The following is a 19902-nucleotide window of genomic DNA, read 5'->3' on the forward strand; positions in this document are numbered from 1 at the left end:
CACCTATCTTCCTGAAAACAACTATATTCACCTTTATTGTTTACTAAAATGAAGAATTATACGTATTGAATTTTCGTAGGCATTTTTGGATCTGTATCATGAATTTCAAAGGATTCTCCCACTCCAAATCCTTTTTCCTCTAACACTTGCGATACTGACATACGCGCTAGTTCTTTCATATTGTTATCTAAGCTTAAATGTGCTAAATAAATATGTTTTGTTTCATCTGTAATTACATCTGCCATCGCTAACGCAGCATCCTCATTACAAACGTGACCAACGTCGCTTAAAATACGTCTTTTAATGCTCCACGGATAACGTCCCATACGAAGCATTTCCACATCATGATTACTTTCAAATACGAAAGCATTAGCTCCCTTAATAACACCTTTCATACGGTCACTCACGTATCCTGTATCTGTAATAAGGGCTAATTTTCTATTATTGTTATGAAAAGCATAAAACATCGGCTCTGCCGCATCATGGGAAACTCCAAATGACTCGACCTCAATATCACCGAATGTTTTCACATCGCCAACTGAGAAAATGAACTTTTGCTCAGTTGGAATATTTCCTATTAAATGTTCCATTGCATTCCATGTTTTCTCGTTCGCATAAACTGGTAAATCATATTTACGCGCCAATACACCTAATCCTTTAATATGGTCACTATGCTCATGTGTGACAAGAATACCTGATACATCATTTATATTCAGTTCTGCTTGTTTAAATAAAGCCTCTGTTGCTTTACCGCTTAAACCTGCATCGACGAGTAATTTTTTTTCATCCGTTCCTACATATAGCATATTCCCTGTACTTCCACTTGCAAGCACACTAAAATGCATACTCATTCTTTCTCACTCCATTATGTTCTTCCGGCACTTGAGTTTCCCCTAATTCCATAACTTGTCCTTCAATTGCATTCACAAAAAAGTCCTTTTTCTGCTCTGTCTTTAAGTTCCAAGTTGGAGCTAGCACTTGTATATTAGAAGATGATTCAGCTAGAGCCGCATATCCAATCTGCGCCTCTTTCACGTGCGTATTTTCTGCAATTTTATTTTTTAAATATATATTTTCCAAAGCTGTTTGAGCAGTGATAATTTCTTGTTCTTTCGTTTTTTCACTTTCGCCCATTTCCTTCAAATCCGTTAACATTGTTTGTGTATACGAAACAAGCTCGTTTTTTTCATTTAAATCCACAACAATCATTGCATGATTATTGTGGAAAATCGGCTTATCCTTATACTTTTGGAAGAAATAAATTTTAGAGTCTTTCATTGCTCCAAATTCGTATTTCTGCCCATCAAGGACACTGTTTTTTAAGAAATCATTATATTTATCCTTAGATAATGATTTTGCATTTAAAAATGGCTCTTTCAACTTACCTTCTATCGTATATTCATTTTGCAGATGCGCTGTTTGATTTTTTAAAGATTGCACATCTTCTTCTTTAAAGTTTTTATTTTTCGCCATAATAAATGACTCTTTTTTCGGCTCTTTAGGAAAACTCCCCATAGTAATTTTAGATTCTTTTAATTGTTGATCAATTTTTGTTTCTGTCACAATTTCCAACTGATTACTATCTTGCTTTTGAATGAACTGAAAGATAAGAAAGAGGTCTAAAACAAAAAAGGTCACAATAAATATCGTTTTAATTCGATCCCAATCCATTTAGTCCTCCCTCACTCCACTCATATATTTTTTGTTTACCCTCTTCATCACATTTTACATACCATATCGGCTGTAAAATACTGATCTCTCCTCCGTTCACAGGACCTCCGTTCACGGAAGATTTCAATGACATTTTATAACCAATACCAACATCCTGAATTGAATTTTTGTCAATTTCCGGATTATTCTCTAATGATGTCATCACTGTACGACCTGATGCAAGAGAAGTGGGTGTACTAGGTAAAGGAATATTGAAATCAAAAAGAGATCTCTCATACTGCATGATTTCGCCTGAACCCCATGCTTGTTTTAATTCAGCCATTCCATCTGCATTAAATACAGGTAAACCGCCCTCGTATAAACGGAATGAGGTTTTCCCCTTATTAATATAATCAAGACGATAAGAATTTAAGTTACCACTGTGCCCACTTACAAAGTCGAAGCTTTTCTTCAAAAGCATCGCATTATCTGTAACTTTATCACTATATACTGCGGAATTTTTATATTTCAACATTAAATTCAACTTATCAATTTCCATAGATCGAATACCATCTGTAAATGTTTCCTTTGATTTCTCGGTAATAGGACTTAAATAACGCGGATCACTAAATAAAACATTTTTAAATGAATCCACATCTAACCCAGACACAAAATACTCTATCTGATTTAATTCCGTAATTCCATCTGGTAAAAACAGTTTTTTCGTATCATTTACTTGATATTCAAAATATGGTTTTGCTAATGTAATAAATCGATTTTGGTCGTTTATAACATCCTTTACATAAGCACCACTCAACATCGCTTGATATATTCTACGAGGATTATCATAAGAAATAAAATTAACTTTAATTTCTTGGTCCTTGCTTCGAGAAGGATCGATTATAATGCGATTAAAACTTCTATTAGATTCTAAATTTTTATCTTTAATATTGAACATGTCTTTAATCGTCTCAAGTGGCACATTTGTAGGAAAAACAAATTCAATCTTTTCTTCTCCGTGTACATAAGAAAGAAAATCCCCTTTAGGAACTGTGCCTGTTATTTCCCTAAAATCATGTAATTCTCCATTTTCAAGAATTTTATAAAGTGAGTTCACGTTGTTCGTATTCTCACTTACGTAATGATTTTTTTCTTTATGAACAATAACAGAGGATGGGCGAACAACTCCTGAAATCTTTATCGGATTTATCTCTTCATTACCTTGAACAAATTTTGTATTTTGCACAGAAGTGGAATCGGGAACATATGTCCATAAATTAAAAGTTAAAAATAGACTAATAACAACTAAATTAATTAGAACTATCGTTTTAAAGTTTTCCATACTCATTCCCAATCGTCCTCTTCATCTGGTGCCAGTGGCAGTGTGAAATAAATCGTCGTTCCTTTTCCTTCCTCACTCTTCGCCCAAATAGAACCACCATGTGCCTCAATCATTTCTTTTGCAATAGCTAATCCAAGACCTGTACCACCCATTTGTCTTGAACGGGCTTTATCCACACGATAAAAACGTTCGAAGATTTTATCTACGTTTTCTTTCGGAATACCCATACCTTGGTCACTTACACTAATCTCTAATAACTCCCCTCGATCACGTAAGCGATATGTTACTGTTCCACCTTCTGGCGAATACTTTAATGCGTTAGAAATAATGTTATACAACACTTGTGTAATTTTGTCCGTATCCATATCAATAAATCTAGATTTTTTAGAGAAAGATCGTTTGAAACTTACATTTTGCTCTTTAGACATTTCAAAGCGATCAATAACATTATTAAAGAAGTCAGTAAAGTCGACCCACTCTTTCATCAAACGATGTTCTGTACTATCAAGCTTAGATAGTTGCAACAGCGCATTTACAAGCCTTATCATTCTTTCTGTTTCCTCTTGTGTAACTGTTAAAAATTGCGGTGCAATATTTGGATCTTGCCATGCACCATCTGTCAGCGCTTCTAAGTAACTACGCATCGTTGTTAATGGTGTTCTTAATTCATGAGAGACGTTCGCCACAAACTCGCGGCGTTCCCCTTCTATACGCTCCTGCTCCGTTACATCGTATAATACAGCAATTAAACCATTTGCCTTCCCCGTCTCTTTTTGAATAACAGAGAAACTAGCACGTAAAATGTATGGTTCATTTCTCGTACTAAAATCTAATAAAACAGAATCAGGCTCTTCGTATAAATGATCGAGCGTAAATTCTTCCTGTATCCCCAATACTTCTAAAACCGATTGATCCAGCGCCGTTTCACGCGAAACATTTAGCATCTTTTCCGCAGGGTCATTTAATAAAATAATATCCCCTTTTCGGTCAGTAGCAATTACTCCATCTGTCATATGTGATAAAACAGATGATAATTTACGTCTTTCGCTTTCTGTTGAAGAACGAGCTTGTTGTAGCTTTTTTGATAAATTATTGAAAGATAATGCTAATTGGCCAATTTCATCATGACTATGGACCTTTACTTTTCTCGAATAATTTCCTTTTGCCATTTCAATTGCTTGCCTTCGCATATCTGAAATTGGTCTTGTAATTGTTTGAGCTAGTAAAATCCCAAGTACAGCCGTTACTAACAAAGCAATCACTGTTCCGGTAGCAAAAATTTGATTTATATCCTTCATTTGTTTGTATACATCTTCCATAGATGCAACAATACGAATGACACCAAGTACCTCCCCAGCTTTATCGCTTTGAATAGGAGTAATCATCACTTGAACTCGATGGCCAGTTCCTCCATCTTTCTCAATTTTTGATTCTAGTTTATTTTGTACAATTACCCGTTGAACAGCTATATCTGTCGATGTTCTGCCTATCTTATTTTGCTTAGCCGTGTCTGAAATCGCCATTAATTTTCTATTAGAATCAAATACACTTACTTCTTGAATATCTTTCTTACGATCCGATGCAAACTTTTGAATCGAATTTTTTATAGCGTCATCTAATGATTCTGGATCTGTTTTTTCACGACTTTTTGTAAATTCTTGCTTTAAATTATACGATAGTAAATTCGTTTGTTGTGTCAGGGAATCCTTAAAGCCTTGTACAAGACTTTTTTCTAATTCTCTTACGAAATATACACCGATTACTTGCATCGCTATTAATATTAATAGCATATATATGAGCACAAACTTTAAATGAATGGATTGAAAAAAACCAACCTTTTTCATATATTATTCCTGCTCTGGGTCACGCAAGTAATACCCTACCCCACGTCTAGTTACAATTAAAGTAGGATGACTTGGATTATCTTCAATTTTTTCACGTAAACGACGTACTGTTACATCCACTGTACGCACATCTCCAAAATAATCATAACCCCAAACTGTTTGCAATAAATGTTCACGTGTCATAACTTGTCCTAAATGTTTTGCTAAATAATGTAGCAATTCAAATTCACGATGTGTAAGCTCAATATTTTCCTCACGCTTTGTTACACTATAAGCATTTGGATTAATAATAATTGGTCCAATAACCATTTCAGTATTTTCTTCTTTTTCTGCTGCACCACCTTGTTGATGGCGGCGTAAATTCGCCTTCACACGAGCAAGTAATTCCCTCGTACTAAATGGCTTCGTTACATAATCATCTGCTCCAAGCTCAAGCCCTAATACCTTATCAATTTCAGAGTCCTTCGCTGTAAGCATAATAATCGGCATTTCTGAGTTTTTACGTATTTCACGACAAACCTCTAAACCATCTTTTCCTGGTAGCATAATATCTAATAAAACCATATCTGGCTGTTCTTCATTAGCTTTCTCAATTGCTTCATCACCATCATGTGCCATTACAATTTCAAAACCCTCTTTTTCTAGGTTGAACTTCAAAATGTCTGCAATCGGCTTTTCATCATCAACTACTAAAATTTTCTTTCCCATCATCGTCTATTTCCTCCTCATAAAAATATGGTCAATGATTCTTAAATATATTGATGTTTCTATAGTATATCCCTATATGACAGCAACCTTTATTTAAGTGTTCTCTCCTCTATTCTCATAGACTCATGTATGATCCACCTTTACACGGAATCCTATACGATCTACAGAAAAACCTCTAGCTTCAACTGCTAGAGGCTCCTCATCCTATTGTAAAATAACTACCCACATTTGTAAAACTACACAAAATAAAAAGGATATTAAGTGGGCCCACTTAATATCCTGAGAGTGGCTCGGGACGGAATCGAACCGCCGACACGAGGATTTTCAGTCCTCTGCTCTACCGACTGAGCTACCGAGCCAAAACTATATATAAAACCACTAATGGTGGTATAAACAAAAGTGGCGGTCCCGACCGGGGTCGAACCGGCGATCTCCTGCGTGACAGGCAGGCATGTTAACCACTACACCACGGGACCAAAAATAAACATAAAAAAACATGACCCGTACGGGATTCGAACCCGTGTTACCGCCGTGAAAGGGCGGTGTCTTAACCACTTGACCAACGGGCCACGAAAAATAAAATGGTGAGCCATGAAGGATTCGAACCTTCGACCCTCTGATTAAAAGTCAGATGCTCTACCAACTGAGCTAATGGCTCATACTCACCAACGTCATATTTTCGTGACGACAAGATGTATCATAACATATCATCTTTCACTTTTGCAATACTTTTTTTGTTTTTTTTATAAAAGATAAGAAAAAACTCATGCGGACATGAGTTTTTCTTAAAAATATCAATTAAACTTCGTATACGTTACGAACGATATTCGTTTGGTTACGATCTGGTCCAACTGAGAACATAGATAATTGGATTCCTGTTAATTCAGAAACACGCTCTACGTATTTTCTTGCATTTTCAGGAAGCTCATCTAATGATTTAACACCAGTAATATCTTCTTCCCAACCTGGAAGCTCTTCATATACAGGCTCACATTTCGCTAAAATGTTTAAGTTTGCTGGAACTTCATCTATAACTTCTCCGTTATATTTGTAAGCAACACAGATTTTAAGAGTTGGAATACCTGTTAATACATCAATAGAGTTTAATGATAAATCCGTTAAACCACTAACACGACGCGCATGTCTTACAACAACGCTATCGAACCAACCTACACGGCGTGGGCGACCAGTTGTTGTTCCGTATTCACGACCAACTTCACGAATTTGATGACCAATTTCATCATTAAGTTCAGTAGGGAATGGACCATCACCAACACGGCTTGTATATGCTTTACATACACCTACAACGCGAGTAACTTTCGCCGGACCAACTCCAGTTCCAACTGTTACACCACCAGCAATCGGGTTAGAAGATGTAACAAATGGGTACGTACCGTGGTCAATATCAAGCATAACACCTTGTGCACCTTCAAATAATACACGGTGATTGTTATCTAGTGCATCATTTAATACAACAGATGTGTCGCATACATATTGTGCGATTTGTTGTCCATATTCGAAGTACTCTTCAAAGATTTCTTCTACGCTGAAACCTTCTGTATCGTACATTTTTTCAAATAAACGATTTTTCTCTACTAAATTGCGCTCAAGCTTCTCTTTAAATGCTTCACGGTCTAAAAGATCAGCCATACGGATACCAATACGAGCAGCTTTATCCATATATGCAGGACCGATACCTTTTTTCGTTGTACCGATTTTGTTATCACCTTTACTAGCCTCTTCTAACTCATCTTGTTTTAAATGATAAGGTAAAATAACGTGTGCACGGTTACTTACACGTAAATTATCAGTACTTACACCACGGTCGTGTAAGTATTTTAACTCTTCAAGTAATGCTTTTGGATCTACTACTAAGCCATTTCCGATTACACAAATTTTCTCTTTATAGAAAATACCAGATGGAATTAAGTGTAACTTATATTTAACTCCGCCGAAAACAATTGTATGTCCCGCGTTATTTCCACCTTGATATCTTGCAACTACTTCCGCATGCTCAGAAAGAAAATCAGTGATTTTACCTTTTCCTTCGTCGCCCCATTGTGTTCCTACAACTACTACTGAAGACATTATTAAAGCACCTCCGCAATTTTCAAACGATCTATTCAAACAATATAATTGTACCAAAACCGAAAAAGAAGTCAACCAAAAAAGCGAACATTTTTTTATTAAAAATCATTTTCGTTCGTAAGAATTATATTTTCACCTTATGAAAGCCTTATCTTTACTCTATAAAAAAAGAAACACATCTTATTATAAGAAATGTGTTTCTTTTTTATACTGCCTTTATGCCCCATCCTCAAAGCGTCGTTCTAAGTTAACGAACTTATTAAATTCTTTAACAAACGCAAGCTCTACTGAACCTACCGGACCATTACGTTGTTTTGCGATGATAATTTCAATCGTATTTTTATTTTCCGTTTCACGGTCATAGTAATCTTCACGATACAAGAATGCTACAATATCAGCATCCTGCTCAATACTCCCCGATTCACGAATATCAGACATCATAGGGCGTTTATCTTGACGAGATTCAACACCACGGGATAACTGTGAAAGGGCAATAACAGGCACTTGTAATTCACGCGCAATCCCTTTTAATGTACGCGAAATCTCAGATACTTCCTGCTGACGGTTCTCGCCCGACTTCCCACTTCCCTGAATAAGCTGTAAATAGTCAATTAAAACCATCCCAAGACCTTGTTCCTGCTTTAATCTACGGCATTTTGCTCGAATCTCATTTACCTTAATCCCTGGTGTATCATCAATATATATACCGGCATTTGAAAGGCTTCCCATCGCCATTGTTAACTTCGCCCAATCATCAGAAGTTAATGACCCAGTACGAAGTCTTTGCGCATCAATATTACCTTCTGCACAAAGCATACGCATAACAAGCTGATCAGAGCCCATCTCCAAACTAAAGATCGCTACATTTTCATCCGTTTTCGTCGCTACGTTTTGTGCGATATTTAATGAAAATGCAGTTTTCCCTACTGACGGACGCGCCGCTACTATGATTAAATCATTTCGTTGGAAACCTGCGGTCATCTTATCTAATTCAGTAAATCCAGTTGGTATTCCTGTAACTTCACCTTTTTGATTATGCAAAAGTTCGATTTTATCGTAAGCATCCACAAGAACGTCTTTAATATTCTGGAATGCTTTAGCGTTCGTTTGATGAGATACTTCTAATATTTTTTTCTCAGCCTCATTTAAAAGGCCGTCCACATCATCTTCTCTCTCATATCCATCAGACACGATATGAGTCGCCGTTCGAATTAAACGACGTAAAAGCGCCTTTTCAGCGATGATTCGTGCATAATACTCTACGTTAGCAGCAGTTGGAACAATCTCTGCTAACTCTGCTAAGTAAGAAACCCCACCAACTTCTTCTAGTAATCCTTGATCAGCCATCGCTGACGTCATCATTACTAAGTCAATTGGCTCTCCCTTATCAGACAAGCCAAGCATCACTTCAAAGATCTTTTGATGTTTCGTTCGATAAAATGAGTCAGGTACCAATAGTTCTGATGCTGACGTTAACGCATCTTGATCAATCAATATGGCACCTAAGACTGCCTGCTCAGCTTCTATATTATGCGGAGGGGTACGATCAGCCATTACATCACTCATACGCAATCCTCCTTGTTTAATTTATTTTTATTGTTCACTAACATGAACTTTTACTTTTGCTGTTACTTGCGGATGCAATTTTACAGTCACATTTGTATAACCTAATGCACGAATTGCATCATCCATTTCAAATTTACGTTTATCAAGTTTGATTTTATGTGATTTTTGCATTGCGTCTACGATTTGTTTGCTTGTGATAGAACCAAATAAACGGCCACCTTCCCCAGATTTCGCCTTCAGTTCCACAGTTAATTTCTCTAAAGTTTCTTTCAGCTCTTTTGCATTCTCAAGCTCTGCTGCTGCATCTTTTTCTTCTTTACGCTTTTGAGCTTCTAAAGTTTTCATACTGCTGTTTGTCGCTTCAGCAGCTAATCCTTGTTTTAGTAAAAAGTTATTTGCATAACCATCTGGTACGTTTTTTATTTCTCCTTTTTTACCTTTACCTTTTACGTCTTTTAGAAAAATTACTTTCATGATTGTGTGCCTCCCTGTAAATAGTCATCAATAACAAATCGAAGCTTCTCCTCAGCTTCATCTACTGTAACATTTTTCATTTGTGTGGCTGCATTCGTCAAATGCCCGCCACCTCCTAGATTCTCCATAATTAGCTGCACATTCACTTCACCTAAAGACCTGCCGCTAATTCCAATGAAATTCTCCCCACGTTTCGCTATAACAAATGATGCAATAATACCCGTCATCGTTAATAGCGTGTCCGCTGATTGTGCAATAAGCACTTGATCGTAATAGTCATCACTATCAACTTTTGCAATAGCAATTCCATTTTTATAAATGTACGCATTTTTAATAGCTTTTGCAACTCGTAAATACTGATTCATATCTTCTTTTAACAATTCTTGTACAAGTACAGTATCTGCACCATGCGAGCGTAAATAAGAAGCTGCATCAAACGTACGAGCACCCGTCCGGAACGTAAAACTTTTCGTATCAACAATAATACCAGCTAACAATGCCGTCGCTTCTAACATTGTCATCTTTAAATTTTTCGGTTGATACTCAAGTAATTCTGTAACAAGTTCTGCCGTCGAAGAAGCATATGGTTCCATGTAAACAAGTAATGGATCTTCAATAAAATCTTCTCCACGACGATGATGGTCAATCACCACTACATTTTCAATTTTACGAACCAGTTTTTCCTCCATCACCATAGAAGGCTTATGTGTATCCACAACAACAAGTAAGGACTCATCATTTGCAAATTCCATCGCTTGATCTGGGGTAATAAAATGAGACCATAGTTCTTCATTTTGTTTCACTTTATCCATCAGACGTTTAATTCCCTTATCGGAATCATTTTCATCTAACACAATATATCCTTTGCGCTCATTTAATTGAGCTACCTTTAAAATACCAATCGCAGCACCAATTGCATCCATATCAGGGGCCCTATGTCCCATTATAATGACATTACTACTTTCTAATACTAAATCCTTCAATGCATGCGAAATAACTCTAGCACGTACACGAGTACGCTTTTCAACTGGATTTGTTTTACCGCCGTAAAATTTAACTTTACCTGTCGCTTGTTTAATAGCTACTTGATCCCCACCACGTCCAAGCGCAAGGTCTAAACCAGATTGAGCCATTGCTCCAAGCTCTGATAAAGGCATATCACCTGATCCGACACCCACACTTAACGTAAGTGGTATATTCCTTTTAGATGTTTCTTCACGCACTTGATCTAAAATGTTAAACTTGCCTTTCTCCATTTGTGCTAAAATACTTTCATTTAGTACAACGAAGAACCTCTCTGAAGATGCACGTTTTAAATAAGCGCCATACTTAACGGCCCATTCATTTAGACGTGACGTCACAAGACTTGTTATATTCGTACGTAATTGATCATCTAATCCTTGTGTAACTTCATCATAGTTATCTAAATAAATAACAGCTAAAACAGTGCGTTGATCTTCATACATCTTTTCAATTTCTGTTTGTTCCGTTACATCAAAGAAATAAATTAGCTTTTCTTCTTTCCTTACAAAAACACGGAACTTTCGATTATTTAAAGAAACTATATCGTCAGAAGTTTCCCCCTTAATAAAAAGGAGTAATGTTTCTGATACATCGTAAAGGTGCCAACCGGCTAATGCATGCTGTCCCAAACATGATGATAAATAAGGATTTGCCCAATCAATCCCATAATCCTTATTGTATAACAAAATACCAATTGGCATTTGGTTAAATGCTTCATTACTCACTTTCTTTACCCTTGTAATCATATCTGTCGTATGTTTTTCAAAATTTCTTTGGAAAGTAAGTTCGAATCGTATAACGACAAAAAGTACAATACAAAAGATAAAAAAGGCTGATATTCCCATAATTAAATGAAAGTAACAGAGGAGTGAAATTAGCACAAATACAAAAAATGCCAATACATAAACAGGATATAAAAACCACTGTTTCTTATAAAATTCAGGCATGTATACAACTCCTATAAAGTAAAACTAACTCACCTTCCAGTTAGTTTTACAGATTAAAATAGTATAAGGAATATTATTTTATCCCCCTATTTTAGAACGCAATGAAATCCCTAAGTCAATTATACCTAAGATTGTTACAAGAGGAAACATCATCGGAATAAACATGCATACAATAAAACTAATAATAGGAACACCTTTAGTAAATCCTTTTCTATGCGCTAAAAAGGTGATAAATGTCAGACCTTGCAGTACGAGCAATAGTGCAAATATGACATATAGGTTGGAAAATACCATATATAAATATGATGCTGGTTCTACCTTTATAAAAGTTGCTAACAAAATAAATATAACGTAATACCAGACAATGCTCTTTGGCAATTGTATATCTTTAAATTTAGGCCAAGATATAACGTCATACTTTAACTTCCTCAAGACACTACCCGATAGGAGCACTGTAATCCAAGAAAAACAAACAGAAACCATTACAAGTAAACTCGGGAATAGTGTTTGTAATATCTCATTGAATTGTCCAAATAACTCTTTTTGTTCTTTACTAATTGGCATACCTGCAGCGCTTACCATCTTTTCACTTTGCGCCATACTTTCATTAAACATATTTTGTATTTGCTTCATTAAATCTATGTTAAAAAACTTTATACTTGCAACATAAATGAGCACAAAACCAATTAAATATGCAAGGGTTCCTGCCATCAAGATCTCTATTGGCTTTTTTCTTTTTTTATACATGGATCCTAAAACAATCCCTATCAATCCAAACATTATTGTCTTCACTAGATTCAAGGGCTGGCTCACAATAACGGTAATAAAAAGCGCAGCTGTAAAAATTATAAAAGCATTGGATAACCTATATTTTATCGTAAACAATATAAACGGTAATGGTAATGCGAAAGTTACAACTGTACCTAAAACCGGAACGTATAAAGACACAAGCAATAATATCGCGTATATAGCTAATAACGCTGCGCCTTCAGTAATAAATTTTGTTTGTTTCATGATTTAACCTCTCTTTCAAAAAAGAAAAGCATAGCAAAATGCACAGTAGAGTCCGACTCTACTGTGCATTTCATACGCTATTATTCACCAACATATGGTAAAAGTGCCATTTGACGAGCACGTTTAATTGCAACTGTAAGTTTGCGTTGGTATTTTGCGCTTGTTCCTGTTACACGACGAGGTAAAATTTTACCACGTTCAGAAACGAAACGTTTTAATAAATCAACATCTTTATAGTCAATGCGAGTGATGCCGTTAGATGTGAAGAAACACACCTTACGACGTTTCGCACGTCCACCTTTGCGTCCTGCCATGTCTATTCCCTCCATTCTTTGTTAAAAATAGCCGATTCATACCATTAAAATGGTAAATCGTCGTCCGAAATGTCAATCGGTTGACCAACATTCGAAAATGGATCGTCATTCTTCGTAAATCCAGAGTTTCCAGTGTTACCTGAGTTGCCTGAATTACTAGATTGACCAAATGGGTTAGAGCTTTGGTTACCGAAACCAGCTCCTGATGGTTGCTGATTGAATGAACCACGTTGCTCCCCACCGCCATTACGCGGCTCTAAAAATTGTACGCTCTCCGCAAGAACTTCTGTTACATATACACGTTTACCATCTTGTCCATCGTAATTACGAGTTTGAAGACGTCCGTCTACGCCTGCTAAGCTACCTTTTTTCAAATAATTTGCCACGTTTTCTGCTTGTTTACGCCATATTACACAATTAATAAAGTCAGCTTCACGCTCACCTTGTTGATTCGCAAATGCGCGATTCACAGCTAACGTAAAAGTAGCTACTGCAACACCATTGGGCGTGTAACGTAAGTCAGGGTCCTTAGTTAAACGACCAACGAGGATAACACGATTCATCAATCGAACCACTCTCCCTTATATATCAATTATTTTTCTTCTTCTTTAACAACGATATGACGAAGGATATCTTCGTTGATCTTAGCTAAACGGTCGAATTCGTTAATCGCTTCTGCGTTAGAGTTCACGTTTAAGATCATGTAGAAACCTTCACGTAAGTCGTTGATTTCGTAAGCTAAACGACGCTTACCCCACTCTTTCGTGTTAATGATTTCTGCACCATTGTTTGTTAAAACACCTGCAAAACGTTCAACTAAAGCTTTTTGAGCTTCTTCTTCAACGCCAGGACGAATGATGTACATAATTTCGTACTTTCTCATTACACTTTCACCTCCTTTTGGTCTAAACGGCCCATAATGGGCAAGGAGCAATTAATTTATAGTAATTACTCACGAGTTTAGATTATATCATAGTAAGTTATATGAATCAACTCACCAATACGTAAAAAACTTGGCAAACACATAATATATTTGCCAAGTTCATACCTTTATTTTTCCTAGGAAATATTAAATTAAACGTTAAAACGGAAGTGCATAACATCTCCGTCTTTTACGATATACTCTTTTCCTTCTAAACGTACTTTTCCAGCTTCTTTTGCAGCTGTCATAGAACCGTTTGTCATTAAATCATCATAAGAAACTGTTTCTGCGCGAATAAATCCACGCTCAAAGTCTGTATGAATTACGCCCGCACATTGTGGTGCTTTCATACCTTGTTTAAACGTCCATGCACGCACTTCTTGCACACCAGCTGTGAAGTAAGTAGCAAGTCCTAATAAGTCATATGCAGCACGGATTAACTGATCTAAACCAGATTCTTCAATGCCTAGTTCTTCCAGGAATACTTTTTTCTCTTCCTCATCTAACTCAGCGATTTCTGATTCAATTTTTGCACATACAACAATTACTTGTGAATTTTCATTTGCTGCAAATTCTTTTACCATTTGTACGTATTTATTTTCAGAAGGATCCATAATATCATCTTCACTTACGTTTGCTACGTATAGCATTTCTTTCGTTGTAAGTAAATGAAGGCCTTTAACAATCTTCATTTGCTCTTCTGTAAATTCAACAGTACGAGCTGGTTTCCCCTCTTCGAAAGCTTCTTTTAAACGCACTAAAATTTCATGCTCATATACTGCTTCTTTATCTTTTTGTCTTGCTAATTTCGCAACACGCTCGATACGTTTATCAACAGACTCTAAGTCTGCTAAGATTAGCTCTAAGTTGATTGTTTCAATATCATCAATTGGATCTACTTTTCCTGAAACGTGCGTAATATTTTCGTCTTCAAAACAACGAACAACTTGGCAAATTGCATCTACTTGGCGAATGTGAGATAAGAATTTATTTCCTAACCCTTCGCCCTTACTTGCACCTTTTACGATACCTGCAATATCAGTAAACTCAAATACAGTCGGAACAGTCTTTTTCGGTTCTACTAATTCCGTTAATTTATTTAAACGCTCATCTGGTACTTCTACAATTCCTACGTTTGGATCAATTGTACAGAATGGATAGTTCGCAGATTCTGCTCCTGCTTGTGTAATTGCATTAAATAAAGTGGACTTCCCTACGTTAGGTAATCCAACAATCCCAGCCGTTAATCCCATATTTTTCACTCCTATGTCTCAATCTTTCATCATTATAGATAGTAACGAAAAAAATGACAAGTTTCCTCCAAACGAAAAAAGCAACAGCCACCTACTGCAACTGTTACTTTTTCTCTATTCTTCGTGCTTCACAAGTATTTTTTTCACCTTACGATCAAACTCTCTTCGAGGAATCATTACTGAATGGTCACATCCCTCGCACTTAATGCGGATATCCATTCCCATACGAATAATTTTCCAACGATTCTCACCACATGGGTGGGCTTTCTTCATTTCCACAACGTCGTACAAGTTATATTCCTTTTGCTCCACTCTCCAAACCCCTCTCGATACTAAAGTGCTTTTCCACTAACCAGTTCTTCACGATTATATAAAACCATACGTGGATATGGAATTTCAATTCCATGTAAATCTAGACGATTTTTAATCTCTTTACGAAGTGCTCTTGCAATAACTGCATGTTGCATCGGTTCTACTTCAGCAATAACGCGTAATATAACTTCTGATGCAGCTAATGTTTGCACACCTAATAATTGAGGCGTCGTTACCATTTTTTCGTATTGTGCAGGTAACTCTATTAATAAATCCTCAATAACTTGCTCTGCTTTCGCAATGTCAGCCTCATATGAAATAGATACATCAACAAATGCTACACTATTACTAACTGAGTAGTTAGTAACTTGAACAATACTTCCGTTTGGTAAAGTATGAATTTCACCTGTCCAACTCTTTACTTTCGTTGTACGAAGTCCAATTTCTAAAACGACTCCTTCAAATTGACCGATTTTAACATAATCGCCAACTGAAAACTGATCTTCTAGCAAAATAAATAAACCTGTAATAACGTCTTTCACTAAACTTTGAGCACCAAATCCGACTGCTAAACCAATTACCCCGGCACCCGCTAATAAACCTGATGCATTAATATTAAACACACCTAAAATCGCAATTAGCATAATGAACATAACAACGTATGCTACAATATTTTCAAGTAATTTCGCTACCGTAACTGTACGACGTTCTGAAATTTGGATTGGAGAACGGCTCCCCATGCGAAACGCATTTCGTACAACCGCTCTTGCAACTCGCACAACAACTGCACCAATTGTTAAAATAATACATATTTTTAATGTCGCAACTCCAATATGAGCCCAACGATCAGCATCCAATAAATACTGTTTCGTAGAATTAAACCACTTCGTTAATAAATCCATGTATCTCTACCTCTCCAGCCAAAATTTCTTTTTAGTTATTCTTCTTATTGTATCAGAAGTCTCTCTGATTGCTGAAAAAATTTATAACTTTAATTGCATTTGTTAACTTCTATCCAGGTATAAAATGGAACGAATATATATATACTAGTACTATTATTTCCGTTTTCATTTACATTTTGCAAAAAGTACGCACTTATAGTTTTCCATTTTATTCGCCATATAACATATTTTGAAAATTTATTAAAAGGATGGGTGCTTCATGAATATTGGAAGTTTTCGCTTACCTTTTTTCGAAAAAGAAACTCAAAATGTTATGCACCAAGACTTAGAAGCCTCCGAGACAATCAGTAACTTCTTGCTTTCCCATATTCCTATTCAAACTAATATACCACTTATTCTCGTTTGTATCGGAACAGATCGTTCCACCGGTGATGCACTCGGCCCATTAGTTGGCACTAAGCTAGAACAAGTAGAAATCAAAAACTTCCAAGTGTTCGGCACACTAGATGAACCAGTGCATGCACTGAATCTAGAAGAGAAAATTCAAAATATACAGAAAGAAAATCCTACTTCCTTTATAATTGCCGTTGATGCATGTTTAGGAAAGTCTCAAAATATCGGTTCAATTACTACTGGAAAAGGACCTAGTAAACCTGGTGCTGCGATGAATAAGAAATTACCTGCAGTTGGTGATTTGCATATACACGGCATCGTCAATTTAAATGGTTTTATGGAGTTTTTTGTTCTTCAAAATACGAGATTAAGTTTAGTGATGAAAATGGCCGATGTAATCGCACAAAGTATAAAAGAGACGGATCAAAAATTATCTGCATTAAAAAAAGCAAACCATCTATAAATAATAAGATGGTTTGCTTTTTAATTTTTATGTGATAATAATTCTAAAATACGATTTAAATCTTCTTTATTAAAAAATTCAATTTCGATTTTACCTTTTTCTTTTTTCGTCTCTTTAATTTTCACATCTGTGCCAAACTTTTCTCTTAAGAACGTTTCACGTTCTACGAAAAATATATTTCGCTCTTTTTTCACTTGTTTTGTTTCACGTGAAACGTGTTGATTAATCTCTTGGACGATTTTCTCTAATTGACGAACATTTAATCCTTCTTTTTCAATGCGTTTCAATAAGGACTTCAATTGTTCTTCATCTTTGATTGTAAGTAAAGTTCTCCCATGAGCCATTGAAAGTTGACCATTTGCAATCATATCTTGTACGAAAGAAGGGAGGCTTAATAACCGAGTATAGTTTGCAATGTAAGGTCTACTTTTACCAAGACGTTTCGCTAATTGTTCTTGCGTTACATTTAGCTCATTCATTAACATCTGGTATGCCATTGCCTCTTCCATCGGATTTAAATCTTCTCGTTGTAAGTTTTCTAACAAAGCAAATTCCATCATTTGCTGCTCGTTTAATTGCCTTACAACGGCAGGTACCTTTTCAAGTCCAGCCTCTTTGGCAGCACGATATCTTCTTTCACCTGCAACAATTTCATATCCTTTAATACTCTTTCTAGCAATTAACGGTTGTAATATGCCGTGTTCTTTAATAGAAGCCGCTAATTCCTCAATCGCAGCTTTATTAAAGTGCTTACGCGGTTGGTATGGATTCGGCCTTAATTCAGTTACGATAATCTCCTGAATCGTTTCTTCTTCTTTCACATCTAAATCAGGAAAAAACACATTAATCCCTCTTCCTAAACCTTTAGCCACCTGCAATCACTTCCTCTGCTAAATCTATATATACTTCTGCCCCTCTTGATTTAGCGTCATACTGCATAATCGGTTTCCCATGACTTGGTGCCTCACTTAAGCGAACATTACGTGGAATAATGGAACGGTATACTTTATCCCTAAAGTATTTCTTCACTTCATCTATAACTTGAATCCCTAAATTTGTACGGGCATCTAGCATTGTTAACAATACACCTTGAATTGCTAGATCTTTATTTAAATGTTTTTGTACAAGTCGAACTGTATTTAATAGCTGACTTAATCCTTCGAGTGCGTAATATTCACACTGAACAGGAATAATAACAGAATCTGCTGCTGTTAATGCATTAATCGTTAATAACCCTAAAGACGGGGGACAGTCGATAATAATGTAATCATATTCATCACGAACTGGCTGTAATGCCCTTTGCAAACGTACTTCCCGGGAAATAGTCGGTACCAATTCAATTTCAGCACCAGCCAATTGAATTGTAGCGGGTAGAACATCTAAGTTTTCAGTTGCGGTTTTCCGTATAACTCCCTGAACATCTGCATCTTCCACAAGAACATTGTAAATACATTGGTCTAATTCTGACTTTTCAATTCCCACACCAGTCGTTGCATTTCCTTGAGCATCAATATCTACGAGAAGGACTTTCTTACCTACTTGCGCCAATCCAGCCCCTAAATTAACAGATGTTGTTGTTTTTCCAACACCGCCTTTTTGATTAGCAATAGCAATGATTTTTCCCATGATGTCACCTACTTTCAACCTTTCTATCTTATTCTAGTAACAATTACGTTTATTGTAACATGAAATAAAAGTTTTTCTTTTCCGTCCTTATTAAACTTCAAAATTTATTTCTAAACTCCTTCTTCATTAACAAGAAAATATAGCAAAAGAGACCTCTCCAGTAGGATAAGGTCTCTAACACATCATTATTATTTTTTCTTCGGAACTTTAATCGTAATTTGATAGTACTCATCAAATTCTTCTTCCTCAGAATTAACATTTAAACCACTGTCAGCCACCATTTGTAATGATTGCCTAATTGTATTCATAGCAATTCTCGCGTCTCGGCTTACTGCTTTTTGCTTCGCCTTGCGCTTCGGTTTTACTTCTTCTAGTAATTTCGCGATTCGTTCCTCTGTTTGTTTTACATTGAGTTGTTTTTCCACAATTTCTTGTAAAACTTTCAGTTGTAATTCCTCATTTTTTAAAGGAATGAGAGCACGAGCATGACGTTCTGTAATACTTTTTTCTAACAATGCACTTTTTATTTCTTCAGGCAACTTTAACAATCGCAACTTATTTGCGATTGTAGATTGTCCTTTTCCAAGTCGTTGTGCCAATGCTTCTTGCGTTAAATTATGTAACTCAATCAGCTTTTGATATGCCACAGCTTCCTCGATTGCTGTTAATTCCTCACGTTGCAAATTTTCAATTAACGCTACAGAAGCCGTCTCTGTATCATTTAAGTTCTTTATGATCGCAGGGACCTTTTCCCAGCCTAACTTCGTTGCTGCGCGAAAACGTCTTTCTCCAGCAATAATCTCGTACTTATCATCCTCATACTGCCTCACAACAATCGGCTGAATGAGCCCGTGTGTACGAATCGTTAATGCCAACTCGTCGATACGTGCATCGTCAAAAACCGTTCGTGGTTGATAACGATTAGGAGTAATATTTACGATCGGAATTTCTTGTATTTCTTCATATACCTTTTTATCTATTTCTTCATGGCTTTCGTCTTGTAATTCGAATTCGCTCTCTTTATCTCCAAAGCCAAATAAACGAGAAAACGTATTTTTCAT

At 36.2% G+C, this 19902-nt stretch carries 20 protein-coding genes and 4 tRNA genes; 1 reads left to right on the top strand and 23 read right to left on the bottom strand.

The genetic code is table 11. From position 1 onward, the window contains the following. Positions 1-56: 56 nt before the first annotated feature. The 20 genes from ACUN26_RS23740 to ACUN26_RS23835 all read right to left on the bottom strand — a co-directional run bounded on the left by ACUN26_RS23740 (position 57) and on the right by ACUN26_RS23835 (position 16359). Positions 57-851, bottom strand: a complete 795-nt coding sequence (locus ACUN26_RS23740) for an MBL fold metallo-hydrolase (RefSeq protein WP_000061688.1) — start codon at positions 849-851, stop codon at positions 57-59. After that, the gene (locus tag ACUN26_RS23745; protein ID WP_000383715.1) at positions 835-1671 is read right to left on the bottom strand and encodes a two-component system regulatory protein YycI; all 837 of its coding nucleotides are present in this window, start codon (positions 1669-1671) and stop codon (positions 835-837) included. The genes ACUN26_RS23740 and ACUN26_RS23745 overlap by 17 nt, the downstream gene beginning before the upstream one ends. Then, positions 1652-2998, bottom strand: coding sequence for a YycH family regulatory protein (locus tag ACUN26_RS23750; protein WP_000061573.1), 1347 nt, complete (start codon positions 2996-2998; stop codon positions 1652-1654). Before ACUN26_RS23750 ends, ACUN26_RS23745 begins: the two co-directional genes overlap by 20 nt. Further along, positions 2995-4836, bottom strand: coding sequence for a cell wall metabolism sensor histidine kinase WalK (gene walK, locus ACUN26_RS23755; RefSeq protein WP_000755358.1), 1842 nt, complete (start codon positions 4834-4836; stop codon positions 2995-2997). Before walK ends, ACUN26_RS23750 begins: the two co-directional genes overlap by 4 nt. A gap of 3 nt (positions 4837-4839) precedes the next feature. Beyond that, complete coding sequence (walR, locus tag ACUN26_RS23760; protein WP_000971864.1) at positions 4840-5547, bottom strand: cell wall metabolism DNA-binding response regulator WalR; 708 nt, start codon at positions 5545-5547, stop codon at positions 4840-4842. Between the two features lie 283 nt (positions 5548-5830). After that, positions 5831-5903: transfer RNA gene (locus ACUN26_RS23765), tRNA-Phe, on the bottom strand. Between the two features lie 41 nt (positions 5904-5944). Then, positions 5945-6020 (bottom strand) — tRNA-Asp (locus ACUN26_RS23770). 21 nt (positions 6021-6041) lie between these two features. After that, positions 6042-6113 (bottom strand) — tRNA-Glu (locus ACUN26_RS23775). A gap of 13 nt (positions 6114-6126) precedes the next feature. Then, positions 6127-6202 (bottom strand) — tRNA-Lys (locus ACUN26_RS23780). A gap of 140 nt (positions 6203-6342) precedes the next feature. Beyond that, positions 6343-7632: an adenylosuccinate synthase gene (locus ACUN26_RS23785; protein ID WP_000100232.1), complete on the bottom strand. Its 1290-nt coding sequence runs from the start codon at positions 7630-7632 to the stop codon at positions 6343-6345. 216 nt (positions 7633-7848) lie between these two features. Continuing rightward, entirely contained in the window at positions 7849-9198 is a 1350-nt protein-coding gene (gene dnaB, locus ACUN26_RS23790) for a replicative DNA helicase (RefSeq protein WP_001286243.1), read from the bottom strand. 27 nt (positions 9199-9225) lie between these two features. Beyond that, complete coding sequence (gene rplI, locus ACUN26_RS23795; RefSeq protein ID WP_000864222.1) at positions 9226-9672, bottom strand: 50S ribosomal protein L9; 447 nt, start codon at positions 9670-9672, stop codon at positions 9226-9228. Next, positions 9669-11642 (bottom strand): DHH family phosphoesterase, encoded by a 1974-nt coding sequence (locus ACUN26_RS23800; protein WP_001113905.1) that lies wholly within the window; start codon positions 11640-11642, stop codon positions 9669-9671. Before ACUN26_RS23800 ends, rplI begins: the two co-directional genes overlap by 4 nt. A gap of 78 nt (positions 11643-11720) precedes the next feature. Next, positions 11721-12656, bottom strand: a complete 936-nt coding sequence (locus ACUN26_RS23805) for a YybS family protein (protein ID WP_000814850.1) — start codon at positions 12654-12656, stop codon at positions 11721-11723. A gap of 80 nt (positions 12657-12736) precedes the next feature. Further along, entirely contained in the window at positions 12737-12970 is a 234-nt protein-coding gene (gene rpsR, locus ACUN26_RS23810; protein WP_000918874.1) for a 30S ribosomal protein S18, read from the bottom strand. A 44-nt stretch (positions 12971-13014) separates the two neighbouring features. Beyond that, positions 13015-13536, bottom strand: coding sequence for a single-stranded DNA-binding protein (gene ssb / locus ACUN26_RS23815; protein WP_000981965.1), 522 nt, complete (start codon positions 13534-13536; stop codon positions 13015-13017). Positions 13537-13562: 26 nt separating this feature from the next. Continuing rightward, the gene (gene rpsF / locus ACUN26_RS23820) at positions 13563-13853 is read right to left on the bottom strand and encodes a 30S ribosomal protein S6 (protein WP_001233781.1); all 291 of its coding nucleotides are present in this window, start codon (positions 13851-13853) and stop codon (positions 13563-13565) included. Positions 13854-14044: 191 nt separating this feature from the next. Then, positions 14045-15145: a redox-regulated ATPase YchF gene (ychF, locus tag ACUN26_RS23825; protein WP_000524664.1), complete on the bottom strand. Its 1101-nt coding sequence runs from the start codon at positions 15143-15145 to the stop codon at positions 14045-14047. 114 nt (positions 15146-15259) lie between these two features. Further along, positions 15260-15457, bottom strand: a complete 198-nt coding sequence (locus ACUN26_RS23830) for a DUF951 domain-containing protein (RefSeq protein ID WP_000435485.1) — start codon at positions 15455-15457, stop codon at positions 15260-15262. 20 nt (positions 15458-15477) lie between these two features. Continuing rightward, positions 15478-16359 (bottom strand): mechanosensitive ion channel family protein, encoded by an 882-nt coding sequence (locus tag ACUN26_RS23835; RefSeq protein WP_000365117.1) that lies wholly within the window; start codon positions 16357-16359, stop codon positions 15478-15480. Positions 16360-16618: 259 nt separating this feature from the next. Here ACUN26_RS23835 and yyaC point away from each other — a divergent pair, with 259 nt between their 5' ends. Next, positions 16619-17215, top strand: a complete 597-nt coding sequence (gene yyaC, locus ACUN26_RS23840; RefSeq protein WP_001020736.1) for a spore protease YyaC — start codon at positions 16619-16621, stop codon at positions 17213-17215. Positions 17216-17235: 20 nt separating this feature from the next. On the opposite strand, the gene spo0J is transcribed toward yyaC, so the two are convergent. From spo0J to noc, 3 genes are all read right to left on the bottom strand, one after another. Next, complete coding sequence (gene spo0J / locus ACUN26_RS23845; protein ID WP_001051819.1) at positions 17236-18087, bottom strand: stage 0 sporulation protein Spo0J; 852 nt, start codon at positions 18085-18087, stop codon at positions 17236-17238. Next, the gene (gene soj / locus ACUN26_RS23850) at positions 18080-18841 is read right to left on the bottom strand and encodes a sporulation initiation inhibitor protein Soj (protein ID WP_000516116.1); all 762 of its coding nucleotides are present in this window, start codon (positions 18839-18841) and stop codon (positions 18080-18082) included. The genes spo0J and soj overlap by 8 nt, the downstream gene beginning before the upstream one ends. Before the next feature lie 188 nt (positions 18842-19029). Further along, entirely contained in the window at positions 19030-19902 is an 873-nt protein-coding gene (noc, locus tag ACUN26_RS23855) for a nucleoid occlusion protein (RefSeq protein WP_000799019.1), read from the bottom strand.

This window comes from Bacillus sp. WC2503 (assembly GCF_052682895.1).

Excerpts from the sequence above, each read along its gene's own strand:
- yyaC (WP_001020736.1), top strand. The coding sequence starts at position 16,619 with ATGAATATTGGAAGTTTTCGCTTACCTTTTTTCGAAAAAGAAACTCAA.
- rpsR (WP_000918874.1), bottom strand. The coding sequence starts at position 12,970 with ATGGCAGGACGCAAAGGTGGACGTGCGAAACGTCGTAAGGTGTGTTTC.
- ACUN26_RS23740 (WP_000061688.1), bottom strand. The coding sequence starts at position 851 with ATGAGTATGCATTTTAGTGTGCTTGCAAGTGGAAGTACAGGGAATATG.
- ACUN26_RS23785 (WP_000100232.1), bottom strand. The coding sequence starts at position 7,632 with ATGTCTTCAGTAGTAGTTGTAGGAACACAATGGGGCGACGAAGGAAAA.
- dnaB (WP_001286243.1), bottom strand. The coding sequence starts at position 9,198 with ATGAGTGATGTAATGGCTGATCGTACCCCTCCGCATAATATAGAAGCT.
- noc (WP_000799019.1), bottom strand. The coding sequence starts at position 19,902 with ATGAAAAATACGTTTTCTCGTTTATTTGGCTTTGGAGATAAAGAGAGC.
- walK (WP_000755358.1), bottom strand. The coding sequence starts at position 4,836 with ATGAAAAAGGTTGGTTTTTTTCAATCCATTCATTTAAAGTTTGTGCTC.
- ACUN26_RS23745 (WP_000383715.1), bottom strand. The coding sequence starts at position 1,671 with ATGGATTGGGATCGAATTAAAACGATATTTATTGTGACCTTTTTTGTT.
- soj (WP_000516116.1), bottom strand. The coding sequence starts at position 18,841 with ATGGGAAAAATCATTGCTATTGCTAATCAAAAAGGCGGTGTTGGAAAA.
- rplI (WP_000864222.1), bottom strand. The coding sequence starts at position 9,672 with ATGAAAGTAATTTTTCTAAAAGACGTAAAAGGTAAAGGTAAAAAAGGA.
- ACUN26_RS23835 (WP_000365117.1), bottom strand. The coding sequence starts at position 16,359 with ATGGATTTATTAACGAAGTGGTTTAATTCTACGAAACAGTATTTATTG.
- rpsF (WP_001233781.1), bottom strand. The coding sequence starts at position 13,853 with ATGAGAAAGTACGAAATTATGTACATCATTCGTCCTGGCGTTGAAGAA.
- ychF (WP_000524664.1), bottom strand. The coding sequence starts at position 15,145 with ATGGGATTAACGGCTGGGATTGTTGGATTACCTAACGTAGGGAAGTCC.
- ACUN26_RS23750 (WP_000061573.1), bottom strand. The coding sequence starts at position 2,998 with ATGAGTATGGAAAACTTTAAAACGATAGTTCTAATTAATTTAGTTGTT.
- ACUN26_RS23800 (WP_001113905.1), bottom strand. The coding sequence starts at position 11,642 with ATGCCTGAATTTTATAAGAAACAGTGGTTTTTATATCCTGTTTATGTA.
- walR (WP_000971864.1), bottom strand. The coding sequence starts at position 5,547 with ATGATGGGAAAGAAAATTTTAGTAGTTGATGATGAAAAGCCGATTGCA.
- ACUN26_RS23805 (WP_000814850.1), bottom strand. The coding sequence starts at position 12,656 with ATGAAACAAACAAAATTTATTACTGAAGGCGCAGCGTTATTAGCTATA.